8 protein-coding genes are annotated in these 13,218 nt (G+C 49.4%); 7 read left to right on the top strand and 1 reads right to left on the bottom strand.

Going from position 1 to position 13,218, the window contains the following annotated elements; translation table 11 throughout:
* Nucleotides 1–63: 63 nt before the first annotated feature.
* Together PUT07_RS20955 and PUT07_RS20950 are read left to right on the top strand one after the other, a co-directional pair.
* Nucleotides 64–1,335, top strand: a complete 1,272-nt coding sequence (locus PUT07_RS20955) for a DNA polymerase IV (protein ID WP_274470917.1) — start codon at nucleotides 64–66, stop codon at nucleotides 1,333–1,335.
* On the top strand, nucleotides 1,332–1,700 hold the full coding sequence (locus PUT07_RS20950) for a YolD-like family protein (protein WP_274470359.1): 369 nt from the start codon (nucleotides 1,332–1,334) through the stop codon (nucleotides 1,698–1,700). Before PUT07_RS20955 ends, PUT07_RS20950 begins: the two co-directional genes overlap by 4 nt.
* Nucleotides 1,701–1,966: 266 nt before the next feature.
* Here the strand turns inward: PUT07_RS20950 and PUT07_RS20945 are convergent, their stop codons facing one another.
* Entirely contained in the window at nucleotides 1,967–3,442 is a 1,476-nt protein-coding gene (locus PUT07_RS20945; RefSeq protein WP_274470358.1) for a sulfatase family protein, read from the bottom strand.
* A gap of 254 nt (nucleotides 3,443–3,696) precedes the next feature.
* On the opposite strand from PUT07_RS20945, the gene PUT07_RS20940 reads away from it, so the two are divergent.
* From PUT07_RS20940 to PUT07_RS20920, 5 genes are all read left to right on the top strand, one after another.
* Entirely contained in the window at nucleotides 3,697–6,003 is a 2,307-nt protein-coding gene (locus tag PUT07_RS20940) for an extracellular solute-binding protein (protein ID WP_274470357.1), read from the top strand.
* Nucleotides 6,004–6,626: 623 nt separating this feature from the next.
* Entirely contained in the window at nucleotides 6,627–8,225 is a 1,599-nt protein-coding gene (locus PUT07_RS20935) for a glycoside hydrolase family 43 protein (RefSeq protein ID WP_274470356.1), read from the top strand.
* A 94-nt stretch (nucleotides 8,226–8,319) separates the two neighbouring features.
* Complete coding sequence (locus PUT07_RS20930; protein ID WP_274470355.1) at nucleotides 8,320–10,662, top strand: helix-turn-helix domain-containing protein; 2,343 nt, start codon at nucleotides 8,320–8,322, stop codon at nucleotides 10,660–10,662.
* A 637-nt stretch (nucleotides 10,663–11,299) separates the two neighbouring features.
* Entirely contained in the window at nucleotides 11,300–12,265 is a 966-nt protein-coding gene (locus tag PUT07_RS20925) for an ABC transporter permease (RefSeq protein ID WP_274470353.1), read from the top strand.
* 12 nt (nucleotides 12,266–12,277) lie between these two features.
* Nucleotides 12,278–13,156, top strand: a complete 879-nt coding sequence (locus tag PUT07_RS20920) for a carbohydrate ABC transporter permease (protein ID WP_274470352.1) — start codon at nucleotides 12,278–12,280, stop codon at nucleotides 13,154–13,156.
* Nucleotides 13,157–13,218 lie beyond the last annotated feature (62 nt).

Here is a 13,218-nt window from a genome sequence, read left to right as displayed (position 1 = left end):
AGCTTGATCAAGGCTGAACTGATGACCACCTTAATGAGAATGCGGAGGTCGTTGTAAATGGTAATGAGAGAAAAAAGTGATCGTACGATCTACCTCTCGGATTGCCAATCTTTTTACGCAAGCGTCGAAAAGGCTTCTCATCCAGGCTTAGATTATCTCCCGGTTGTCGTGGCTGGGGATCCGGCTAGAAGATCAGGTATTATTTTGGCTGCCTGCCCAATTGCCAAGAGCTTTGGAATTAGCACAGCGCAGCGGCTTGGAGAAGCGCTTCAGTTATGTCCCAACGTGATTGTCATGCGGCCGCACATGCAACGCTATATTGATGTATCTCTTGCAATTACGGATATTTACAAAGAGTACACGGACCTTGTGGAAGTATTTTCGATTGATGAACAGTTTTTGGACGTGACAGGCTCGCTGAATCATTTTCGGTGTACGCCAGAAGAACTGGCAGTCATGATTCAAAAGAAGGTCGCAGCGTCAATGAATGTACGCATTCGTGTTGGCATCGGCCCTACGAAAATCCTTGCTAAACAAGCAACGGATAATTTCGCGAAGAAAAACCCGAGGGGTATTTTTACGCTTGGTAAAGAAGATGTAGAACGTGTCTTATGGCCTTTAAGTGTAGATAAAATGTATGGAGTTGGGTCGCGGATGACCAGACATTTTGTGGCTCTTGGCATGACAACGATCGGCCATGTCGCTCAAACACCGCTGCACTTGCTTAAACAGAAGTTTCGTTCGCGCTTTGGTAAACAATCGGACATTCAAGCAGAGGTTATGTGGCGTACAGCAAATGGTCTGGATGACAGTCCAGTCACTCCTGGAACGTTTAACGTAGCCCCTAAATCAATCGGTCACGGAATGACCTTGCCGCGGGATTACACAACGGCAGAAGAAGTTGATATTGTGCTTTTAGAATTAACGGAAGAAGTTTGCCGCGATGCGCGAGCGAAGGGATATACGAGTGGAACCGTTCATGTATTCTGCATGTGCTCACCCTACGATGCGCCTACAGGCTTTAGTCAACAACGAAAAATGCCCTTTACAACGAACAATACGTTAAAAGTTTTCAAGTCCGTTCGGGAGATTTTTCATCGTAACTGGAATGGGCATCCGGTTCGAAAGGTTGGTGTAACGCTAGGAACACTTGAGGACGAGGAAGTTACACAGCTGGATCTTTTTGAGGATTTAACTAAGCTAAGGAAACTGGATGGCGTTCTGGATGGGATTAAAGACCGTTTTGGCAATACGGCAATTATACGCGCTTCGAGTTTGATGAAAGCCGGTCTAGCCGCAGATCGAGCCGGCAAAATAGGAGGTCACTACAAATGAGTAAGAAGTTAGAGCTTAACGGACTTTGGGAGTCCAGTCGGATGATGCTTCCTCAACATAAAGAGGCGGCGATCAGGAAGCGAAAAGAGGCTCAGCGCTTATCACAACCAATACGTGACGAGCAGGAGATACAGAACATATCAGCGGTTCTAAGTCTTTCTCAGATGTATAAGAAACCAGTTACGTTAACTTTATATGGGGAATATAGGAACCGCTCTATCGTCGGAATTGTCGGTCGCAGTAAGCATGGCGAATTTCGGTTGGATTTACTCGAACCGCAGGATGGGCCTGAGGGTTGGGAATGGGTGGCATACAGAGATGTTTTGAGGGCTGAATTAAATCAAGCTTGGATAGAAGATGAATGAAATGTAAGGCCGACCTTCATGAATCAGTCACGGTAGATTACGCACGACCTGGCGATTGCGCAGCAGGCGAAGCGGGTTGCATATTTTCGGGATGGGAGGCTGAGCGAGGTAGGGTAGTGAGGGCCGGGACTCCGTTGGGGTTCCGGTTTTGTTGTTTAGCGAAAATCAATAAATTGATTTTATGTTAACCTACGAACGGCAGCATTCCTATTATGAGGGTGGATGCCCCAAAGTCTTTTTTGAGTTCAGGACACCCCCATAATCATTCAACCTATACCAATTCCCGAAAACTTCGAATATCGCGCAATAAATTCTTCATACACACCTTCCGGCAGTTTCAACAGATCTCCTGTTACCTTCATGTGTTCCTGTAGATGGCCTAGCAGCATTAGTACCCGTTCTTGTTGCGAGGGTAGAAATGCAAGATTGTTTCGTTCCTGTGGATCTCCGGCCACATCATATAACTCAAGGTAGATTTCATCCTTAAACATGTCTACGATCAGCTTGTGGTCGCCTTCAATCACACAGCGTTGAAAATTCCCTCGCGCGCCGTTGCCGTCGAATTGGATAAAGATGCGTTCGCGGTAGGCAGCCTGCCCCTGAAGAAGCGGCAGTAAGGAAACGCCAGCGACGCCATTGGGTACCGTTATCCCTGCATACTCGCAGATCGTCGGTATAAGATCTACCGCGCTCACGAGTTCATCCACATCGTGCGGTTCCGTCTGCGACACTGCCGGGAATTTCAACATCAACGGCGTACGCACGGACTCTTCGTACATGCACATTTTTTGCCATAAGGAGTGGGAACCAAGCATTTCCCCATGATCGCTGGTAAAAATAAGCAAGGTATCGTCATAAATGCCCTGCGTCTTCAGCTCCTCAACGATACGGCCGACGCAATCGTCCAGCAGCCGGACAAGCCCGGCGTACACGGTCCAGACCCGGTGCCAGTCCTCACGTGTATACCGGGTGCCGACAGCACCGGTTAAATTGTAAAGCTGCAACGGCGATTGACCCGGTGCCCATTCCCCGACATTCTCGGGCAGCGGGAGATCATCCTGCTTGAACATGGAATACCAAGGCTCCGGGATCTCGAGCGGAGGATGGGGAGCGAGGAACATGGCGCTCAAGAAGAGCGGCTTCGTTCGATCCCTCCGTTTCAAGGCCTCCAGCGTATCTTTCAAAATAAATCCGTCAAAGAAGGGCTCGAAACCTTCTTCGTAACAGCCGGTGGCCGGAATGGAATACTTGACCGCACGGGTCGTTGTGCCGCCAGCCATTTCCGGCACAATACCTTGGAACGCCGATCCGCCAGGTGTACGGATACCTCGTTCCTTTAAATATCGGGCATACCGCCCCTCGAGCGGCAGCCAGTGAATACGTGACCCTTCCGCCCGATCAAACCGGTCTTCGGTCAGCAAATGCTGCTTGCCCGTGTGCCAGGCATCCCATTCTTTTTCAAGAAGCTGATAGAGATTCGGAGTACCGCGTTGCACATAACCGTGAACCGCATCTTCCTCCTCCCACGGATTAATCAAGCAACCGGTTTGATTCGGATACCTTCCTGTAAAGAATGAACCGCGGGCAGGTACACAGAGGGGAGACGCACAATAAGCCCGGTTGAATCGGACACTATCCTGTGATAGGTTGTGAATATTCGGCGTGACATGCGCCGAGATGAAATCTGCGCGCAATTGATCCGCCATGATGACGACGATATGCGGCTTTGGCCGTTGAGTCATAGTAGATCATCTCCTGTTCGTAGAATCGCCATACATGGCGTTCTATCTCCACTCTACGAGTGAGCCGGAAACGCTGTCAATGCGCGCAAAGCGGATATGGCAAATGGGCGATATATACAGAATCAGGCCATGCAAAAAGTCGGATTTGGATGATGCATCGATGATTTCGAGGATTTCTTAAGCCATGGTGGCTAGCTAAGATAAATTGTGTAATCGCTCTTACACGGAGCCACAAAAGGGAGGGTCAACTTCACATGCCACATCGAAAACAATCCGGATTAAGCGGCAAGCAAAAGGCAAGTTTGCTTCTAACCTGTACATTGGTAGGAAGCTTGTTAACGGGATGTGCGAATCAAGGGTCTACAACTGAAAGCGTTTCAACACCACAAGGTACGAGCGAAGGGAAGATCAGCTTCAAATACTGGTCACCGCTGAATCCTAATGCGGCTGCTGTTGTCAAAAATTTAGGCGAGGTTGAGATGTATAAAGAATTGGAGAAACGCACGGGTGTTCACGCGGACTTCTCCCACCCGCCGCAAGGGAATGAGAAAGAACAGTTTAACCTGCTGATCGCTTCCAAAGATTTGCCGGATCTTATGGAATACAACTGGCTGGCATATCCCGGCGGCCCGGAGAAGGCCATTAATGATAAGGTTATTATCAAATTAAACGATCTGGTCGATAAGTTCGCGCCGAACCTCAAGAAATATTTGAACGACAATCCGCAGGTAGCGAAGCAAGTGAAGACAGACAGCGGGACCATGTATGTCATACCATCGCTTGGCATCGGTAAGGTGAATACGTTCTCTGGACCACTGGTCCGGAAGGATTGGCTCGATGAGCTGGGACTGGCTGTTCCGGAAACATTGGACGAGTGGACGAAGGTGCTGCGCGAATTTAAAAGCAAAAAAGGCGTAGCAGCTCCTTATACGACTTATATCGATAAAGCGGATGCCAATAAAACGAATGATTTTATCGCGGGAGCTTTCGGCATCGGACGTGACTTCTACCTAGATAACGGTAAAGTGAAATACGGGCCGTTGGAGCCGGCTTATAAGGAGTACCTGCAATTCCTCCGCAGCTGGTATAAAGAAGGGTTAATCGATCCGGACTTCGGCGCCAACGATAAGAAAACGATCGACGCGAAGATGACATCCGGTAAGTCAGGCGCGGTATTTGGCTTTGCGGGCAGCTCTATCGGCGTATATTTGAAAGGCGGATCTGAGAAGGATCCGAAATATGATCTGGCAGCCGCCCAGTATCCTGTTCTGAAAAAAGGAGATCAACCGAGTTTTGTCAATAAGCAGGTGGCCTACCGACCGGATGGCAGCGTAGCGGTCTCCGCATCGAACAAGCATCCGGAGGAAGCGGTCAAGTGGCTCGATTACATGTTCAGCGAAGAAGGCCACATGCTGGAGAGCTTCGGTGTAGAGGGGCAAACCTACAAATTGGAGAACGGCTATCCGAAATATACCGATCTCATTCTGAAAAATCCGGATAAGCTTGCGATCTCCCTGGCACTGACGAAATTCACGCGCGCCAACTATCCGTCACCGGGGTTTGTCAACGATGACCGCTATTTGGAACAGTTCTACGAGTTGAAGCAGCAAAAAGAATCCATTCAAGTATGGGGCAAATTCGAGAATAACGCAGATAAAGTGAAGATGCCGCTTGGATACGCCATGTTGATGCTGCTTACCTTCCACAATGACAGCAATAAGGTGGATGTTAACTGGTATTCTACCGACAAGAACCAGTTGTTCCGCGAGCGAAATCAATTCACTTTGGAGATGGACTATGTAAAAAATGATGTAGAGGCACCCGAAACGACTGCAGTGATTACGCCTTCTCAGCCGGATGGCACTAACGGATGGTATGTACATCCAGTGACGGTTTCATTAGACGCCTACGATAATTTGTCCGGTGTATCCGGCATAGAGTATAGCTATGACGGCGGCAATACGTGGTTGGCTTACTCGGCACCCGTTACGGTCAGCTTGGATGGAAACTATGTACTTGCATACCGTTCGAAGGATCAGGCAGGTAACTTGGAAGCAACGAAGACAACCAGCTTTAAGCTGGACGCCACTGCACCTGAAGTCGCCGTAACAGGTGTTGTTTACGGAAGCCACAGTGATGCAGGCGATATCGCACCTGTCGTTATCCTCAAGGACAATCTGTCAGGAGTGGCCGACAGCAAGACGCAAGCAACATTGGATGGAATGCCATATCAACCCGGGGAGAGCATGGAACTGTATGAGCTGCCGCTTGGCACGCATACGCTAGTTGTGAATGGTAGCGACTTGGCGGGGAATACGGGTAGCCAAGCGGTGGTTTTCCAGACCTATGCAAGCATAGAGGGATTGAAGAAACTGGTAACGCGCTTTGCAGCAAGCGAGTGGATTGATAACGGAGGAATAGCTAACAGCCTGCAGAAGAAGCTGGAACATGGAGAGTTGCAATCCTTTATTCATGAGGTAAACGCACAAAGCGGAAAGCATATTGATGTTGAGGCAGCGGGTTACTTGCTGCGCGACGCGCAGGCGTTATTTCTTAAATAACAAGAAGTAGGCTTTTACGCTAAGCCTGTTACGCCGGGTAAATCAGCAATGGATATACGGCGATTACCGCCAATCTCGAAACTAACGCCTCGTCCGATAACCGGACGAGGCGTTTTTTTCATCAATGAACCAATCTCATTAAATTAAATTCGGAATCCCCCTTTTTTAGAGAAACGGAGTACGGTAAACTCAACTTCTCTGATAGCCTATGAAGTGGTGAAGCTCATAAAGGATGCGCATGCAACACAAGTCTGATGTCATACTTAGTATTTGCTGCTAAGACGCTGGAGTAATAGCACCCCGGGCTTCATAGATAATCTATAACCTCCGAACAATACGTAAACACCTTCGACATGACTTCTCTTTCGAAATCATTTTTCACATAAAAAACAGTGACGTTTCCAATCTAGAATTCGAAGCGTTCCGTCAATATCTCCAGAAAGCGCATCATGAATTGCTGTCTCTTTCAAATGTCAAGACGAGTTGCCCTTAAAAAAATAAAGATGAGTCGTAAAAAATGAAGATTTACAGTCAGCTCAGTTTAGAAATATATTGAGGATAGGAAGAAGGGCTGCTGAATCCAATTGATGTTTAATTAAGCTGAAAGAGGTGCCTCCAACCATATGGCTGAGCGTAGAATAAAATCTGTACCTAACCCTGTGCTGCCGGGGGATCATCCCGATCCCTCGGTTGTGCGGGTTGGGGAGGATTATTATGTCGTTTCCTCAACATTCCAATATTTCCCTGGGGTCATGGTACACCATTCCCGTGATCTCATAAACTGGCGGCCGATCGGGCACGTTATCACCCGAAGGAGCCAGATCGATCTGACCGGAGTCCCCGATTCTCACGGTGTATTCGCTCCCGATATTTCTTATGCGGACGGGAAGTTTTGGGTGGTCGTTCCTTTTTTCCATGGTCAGCCGCGATGCACGAATTTGCTGTTTACGGCTGACCGGCCGGAGGGACCTTATTCGGATGGCATTGTATTAAACCATCATTTCATAGACCCGTCGATCTTTCATGACGACGACGGAAGACGATATCTCGCCTTCGGCGGAGGCTGGCTACAGGAGCTTAAAGCCGACGGAACCCGCCTGATCGGGGAAGCCCGCCAGGTGTGGCCGGGTACCGGAGGCAGCACGCCGGAGGCGCCGCACATCGTCAAACGCAACGGCTATTACTATTTGATGCTGGCGGAAGGAGGAACCTCTTTCGGACATAAGGTAACGTTGGCACGCAGCCATTCCATTTGGGGACCGTATGAGTCTTGTCCGCACAATCCGGTTCTATCCCAGCCAGATCCGGCGAAGCCTCTGCAGAAGGCAGGGCATGGCAAGCTGGTAGCGGATTCCCTTGGGAACTGGTGGATGCTCCATCTCGCCGGCCGTCCGCTGACGCCGGGCGGAGCAACCCCCTTAGGCCGCGAGACATTTCTCGAGCATGTACGCTGGACGGACAACGGTTGGTTTGAAGTTGGAGACGGCGGCCGTCCGCAGGAGCGTGTGGAGGTTCTGATTGAGGGGGGGCAAGCCCCTGATTTGACCGAGGAGAAGACGGACTGCTTTAACGAAAAGGAGCTGTCTCCGGTCTGGGAGTGGGTGCGCTATCCGCTGGAAGGGGGCTATACGCTTAAGGGGAACGGACTAGAGCTGGAATGCCAAGCGTATCCCTTATATGTTCCAGGCTCCACCTTGATCTTAACCCGCCGTTGGGAGCATTTCGGGTTTGAGGCGCTAACCCGGCTATCCTTGGCGCCGCGATCTTTAGGTGAAGAAGCGGGGCTGATTCTCTATCGCGATATGGATGCCATGCTGCTGATGAGTGTCCGCAATGGGATCGGCCAAACCTCGGGACAGAAATTCGACACGAATAGGATGCATGAGAGGCAGGAGGCAGACGGTCTTTATTTACAGCTGGACCGTTCGGAGAAGTGCTTCCGCAATGTGCTTTATCAGCGCAAGCTTGATTTGGAGCCAGGAGCGGATTTGTGGCTGAAAGCAAGGCTGGACGCTCAGCATTTCACCTTCGCGTACTCTACGGACGGTGTATCGTTTACAGAGCTGGACGTTACCGTGCCGGCCGAATTTTTATATCCGGAGAATTATGCCCGATATAAGTGCTATACGGCTCCTCGTGTGGGGATCTTTGCAATGGGCGTACTGTTTCAACCCAGCGGCAAAGCGACGTTTAAACAGTTTGAATATCGCGGAAATTCGTGAGCTCCCATTCTGAAAGCGCTTTACACCCTTTGGCCATTCCACTAGTATTGTTAGTGAGGGTAATAAATAGAAGGCATGGGGGGTCAAACTGTCAATGCTTCCTCAAAGCTTAAAGCTGTTTAAACAGAGAAGCGTTTTTATCCGACTGTTGATTTTATTTAATGTCTTTGTGCTCTTTACGATTTTGGCATTCGGTTACGCTTCCTATAGCAAGTCGTCCGCGCTGCTGACCGACGAGGTCGTGGAATCCAACAACAGGTATATTGAGCAGGCACGGGATAACGTCGATCATGCCTTAAGTACGATGGACAACCTAACCTATCAGGTTTCGCTGCAGCCATCGATTCGACGGGCACTTTATTTATCGGAAAAGACGTGGGATCTGGACCAACTTCTATTTATGGATAATATTGATTATTTGAAAAGCATTAAGCTAGCTAATCCGCTGCTTGCCGATATTTGGATCCAGTTCTACCGGTACCCGGTAGTGCTGAATAATATCTCCAAGTATAACACGGAGTACTTTTACCAGGAGATACTTCAAACGGATGCTTCTTCCGAATGGAGGGAACCGCGGAAGGAGCATATCGGCTTTACATACGTTGGACGCCAGCAAGCATCGAGCTATGGAGTAACCTCCAATTTGCTTACGTTTGCTCGGACTGCGCCCTTAAACGACCTGTCTCCGATGGGCATCTTATACATCAATGTAAAGGCGGAAGACTTCTCCAAGATGATCCAACGGGTCAGCGACCCTTATCCAGCGTTTATTTACACAATGGACAAGGCGGGAAATGTGGTATTCGGCAGCCCCATGCGGCACGGGCAGGAAGACCTGTTCAACACGATTAGGAACGAACTTTCGGATAAATTCAAAAATATGGAAGCAGAAGAAGGACATGTTCAGGCAGAAGTCTCCGGCCAGAAATATGAAATCGTATTCACCTCATCGCAAGTCAGCGATTGGAAATACATCAGTGTCGTCCCTACTGCGTTTATTACGGAGAAGGTTAGCCGCTTCAGACAGTTTACAATTATGGCTGCTCTGCTGTGCCTTGTGATCGGGGGGATCCTGTCTTACGGGCTGACCAACCGGATTTACCGGCCCATACATAAAATCGTCGACTACATCCAGCAGTTCGATCGAAAGCAGCCGGAGGGAGGCCGAAAACCGGAAAATGAGCTGGAGTTCATCAATCGCATCATTAATTTCGTGTATTATGAGAATTCTAGCCTACGGAATGCATTTCACCGCAACCTTCCGGCTCTGCAGCATAAAGTGCTCAACGATCTGCTCGAGAACGGGATCTCCTCCGGAGAGCTCGAGAGGCTGTCCGAGGAATTCGAGCTGCCTTTTGCCTTCGATTCCTACCAGGTGATCGTTTTTGAGCTCGGAGATTTCACGCTCACGGACACGGGCAGCTCCGCTATAGAAGAAATGATCCGCGCGATTGATAACCCCGATGGTTACGGACCATTCTGCTCGTATGCAGTCAAAACGATCCGGAAACGAAGCGATATGCTCGTATCCATTCTGAATATAGACCGGAACAGCCCTGAGCTGGGGACCGTATATGAATTTATCCATAGGGTGACCGAAGGGCTGCAGATGTCTTATTCTCGGTCCATCACGGTGGGGGTGGGGAAGCTCTACGCCCGGGCAGACGATATTCCGTCCTCTTATGCCGAGGCACTGCGCGCTTTGCAATATAAAATCGTGCAAGGAGAAGGCACTGTTATTTTTGTAGAAGAAGTTGGCGGCCGGCTGGCCGGTAAGCCGATTTATTCGTTGGAAACGGAGAAGCATCTCGTCAATCTTGTCAAAACGGGAAATCGATCGGGCTGGAGCGAGCTTCTGGAGACATTGTGGGAAGAACACTTGGATAGCAGGAGTCTAACCCCGGAGATGATCCGCAACCTGTTTCATGCTCTTGCAGGAACGGCGGTGCGAACCGTGTATGAAGTACACTCGTCGATGGAAGAGATCTTCGGGGCCGGATTCGACTTGTACCAGCAGCTCGACCAGCAGCCCGGGCTACACAAGAAGAAGGAATGCATGGAAGAGGCGTTCGGCCAAATCAGCGGCTGGATCCTTCAACGGAAACAGGGCCAATCTTCGCATATGTTTACCCGGATCAAGGCGTATGTGGAACAGAATTACGCTCAAAATTTATCACTGACCGTGCTTGGGGATGCACTCGGGCTGTCGCCGTCGTACTTAAGCAGCATTTTCAAAGAAATTACAGGCATGAACTGTGTAGACTACATCAATTCCAAAAGAGTGGAGGAGGCCAAAGCTCTCCTTAGCCGCAGCGGTGATACGATTACCGATATTTCGGACCAGGTTGGCTTCACCAACTCCAATACGTTTATACGGGTTTTTAAGAAATACGAGGGGGTAACTCCCGGCCAGTTTAGACAAATGCAGCAGAGTTAATATCGTGATAATGGCTGTCCGGGCGCCGGGCGGCTTTTTAGAGATATAAGAATTTATATGTTTTGGGGTGACTGAGAGGTTACCCTTTATTTATTGGCGGGCTGCTTGGGCGAGAACGGGGAATTGGGCCGAGGGAAATACAATGCGCTAAATCAGCGAATACGGCGTGTTTGGCGAGTGAAGCGGAACTACGATGCGCTAATGCTCCTGATACGGCCCGGAAACCGGCCTACACCGCGAAATAAAGGCCTGTAGTTCCGCACCGCGGCCTAAATGCCCGTTTTTGAGTAGAATAACGCATCGTATTTCCGCTAGGTGGGCCCAAGAGCCAAGGGGAAATACAATGCGCTATATGAACGAAACCTGCAACAACTAGTACGCAGTGCCTTATTTCAGCATCACCAAAGTGAGCCTGTCAAGTACTCTTCTTTACAGACGGTCTGTCTTGTCATACTTGATCCTGGGTCCGGTTGATCATGCCGGACCCTTGCCTTACGGTCTGACTATGAATCCAATAAAAAAGAGATCGTCATCATGGAAATATGTAGACGAATCGAAAGAAATATCGATGTACGAAAGGAATGAAAACGTATACATTTATAGCGTAAAACGAATTCACGAAAGGAGGACCGTGCCTATGGATAAACAGAGCAGTGCTATCGCCACTACTTCTCCAGGGCTAAGCGTTCCTAAAGCGGCCAACTGGAAGAAGACATTCAAGAAAGCACTACCATACTATCTGATGTTTCTGGCACCGCTGATTTATTATGTGGTATTTCGGTACGTCCCCGTGTTTATGGCGCTGACCATTTCGTTTATGGACTACAACGTATATAAGGGGATACTGGCGAGTCACTTCGCCGGCTTCAAGCATTTCATCGATTTTTTCCATTCGGTCTATTTCTGGAGGCTACTTAGAAATACCTTGATGATCAACCTGCTTAACCTGGTGTTTGTGTTTCCCGCCCCAATTATTTTTGCTCTGCTGCTGAATGAGGTTCGCAATTCGATGATCAAACGGACGGTGCAGACGATCAGTTATTTACCCCATTTTGTGTCCACTGTCATCGTGGCCAGTATGGCGGTTACCTTCCTGTCGCCTACGGTCGGCTTGGTGAACAATATGCTTGTCCAAATGGGCTACGAACGGATCAGCTTTTTGTTGAAGCCCGGGTATTTCTGGGGCATTTACACCGGGATCGACCTATGGAAAACGATGGGCTGGTCGGCGATACTGTATTTTGCGGCACTCACCGGCATTAATACGGAGCTATATGAGGCGGCGAGAGTAGACGGTGCAAGCCGATGGAGACAGACATGGCATATTACACTGCCCGGCATTTTGCCGACAATTATTATCTTGTTCCTCTTGAAAATAGGGCACATGCTGGAGGTCGGGTACGATCTGATCGTTTTGCTCTATAATCCGAACACCTACGTAACAGCTGACGTCATCGGCTCTTATGTGTACCGCCGGGGGATATTGGAAACCAACTACAGCTTTGCAGCCGCAGTGGGCTTGTTCCAATCCGTGATGGGCCTGATTCTGATTGTAGCGGCCAACCGATTTGCACGAAAGGTTTCGGAAACGAGTCTTTGGTAGGAGGAAAATGAGATGTCTTCAATGCGAGTAATGCCGGGAAGGCTGCTGTTCAACATCATCAATATGGTCGTATTGTCGGTTGTGGCTGTAATTACGTTATATCCTTTCCTTTACGTTCTGGCAGCTTCGCTAAGTGACCAGCTGTTTATCCAGCAGGGGCGAATCGGCATTATCCCGATGGGGCTTCAATTCGAGGCTTACAGGCGGGTGCTTGAATTTCCGATGCTAGCGCGTTCTTACTTGAATACGGTGACCTATACGGTAGTCGGAACGGCCATCAGTCTCGTTCTGACAATCTGCGCTTCCTATCCGCTGTCCAGGCGAGATTTACCCGGTCGGAACGTGCTGACGGCATTGGTGCTTCTGCCGATGTTGTTCAGCGGTGGGCTCATCCCGACCTTTCTAGTCGTCAATGCCTTAGGCATGAGAGACACCATTTGGGCTATCGTTATTCCATCGGCGATTGCATCGTTCTATGTGTTTGTCCAGCGGACATTCTTCGAACAGATTCCGGCCGAGCTGGAGGATGCCGCCAAGATCGACGGCTGCTCCTACCTCCAAACCTTGATCCGCATCGTCCTGCCGCTGTCTGTGCCGAGTCTGGTGACCATCGGACTATTCTACGCGGTGAACGAGTGGAACAGCTTCTTCCCGGCCATGATCTATCTCAATGACGAAGCTAAGTTTCCGGTGCAAATTTTGCTGCGGGATATCGTCATCCAGAATCAGACGGATCAAGTGATGGTCGATGTTTACGACGATAAGAATCTGATAAGTGAGTCAATCAAATACGCTACCCTGGTGGTTGCGACGCTGCCGATCCTAGTTGTTTACCCGTTCATCCAGAAGTATTTCGTACAGGGATCGATGATCGGTTCCGTGAAGGGCTGAACTTGTACCGTTTTCTCATTACATCACGGGATCCCCGTCCCATGATCATACTTTTGAGAATT

It is taken from the genome of Paenibacillus sp. MAHUQ-63 (genome assembly GCF_028765165.1).
In the GTDB taxonomy this organism is placed as follows: domain Bacteria; phylum Bacillota; class Bacilli; order Paenibacillales; family NBRC-103111; genus Paenibacillus_E.
This window is presented reverse-complemented; position numbering and strand designations above follow the sequence as displayed.

Coding starts and splice junctions, on each gene's coding strand:
- PUT07_RS20950 (WP_274470359.1), top strand. CDS start 1,332: ATGAGTAAGAAGTTAGAGCTTAACGGACTTTGGGAGTCCAGTCGGATG.
- PUT07_RS20935 (WP_274470356.1), top strand. CDS start 6,627: ATGGCTGAGCGTAGAATAAAATCTGTACCTAACCCTGTGCTGCCGGGG.
- PUT07_RS20925 (WP_274470353.1), top strand. CDS start 11,300: ATGGATAAACAGAGCAGTGCTATCGCCACTACTTCTCCAGGGCTAAGC.
- PUT07_RS20930 (WP_274470355.1), top strand. CDS start 8,320: ATGCTTCCTCAAAGCTTAAAGCTGTTTAAACAGAGAAGCGTTTTTATC.
- PUT07_RS20945 (WP_274470358.1), bottom strand. CDS start 3,442: ATGACTCAACGGCCAAAGCCGCATATCGTCGTCATCATGGCGGATCAA.
- PUT07_RS20920 (WP_274470352.1), top strand. CDS start 12,278: ATGTCTTCAATGCGAGTAATGCCGGGAAGGCTGCTGTTCAACATCATC.
- PUT07_RS20940 (WP_274470357.1), top strand. CDS start 3,697: ATGCCACATCGAAAACAATCCGGATTAAGCGGCAAGCAAAAGGCAAGT.
- PUT07_RS20955 (WP_274470917.1), top strand. CDS start 64: ATGAGAGAAAAAAGTGATCGTACGATCTACCTCTCGGATTGCCAATCT.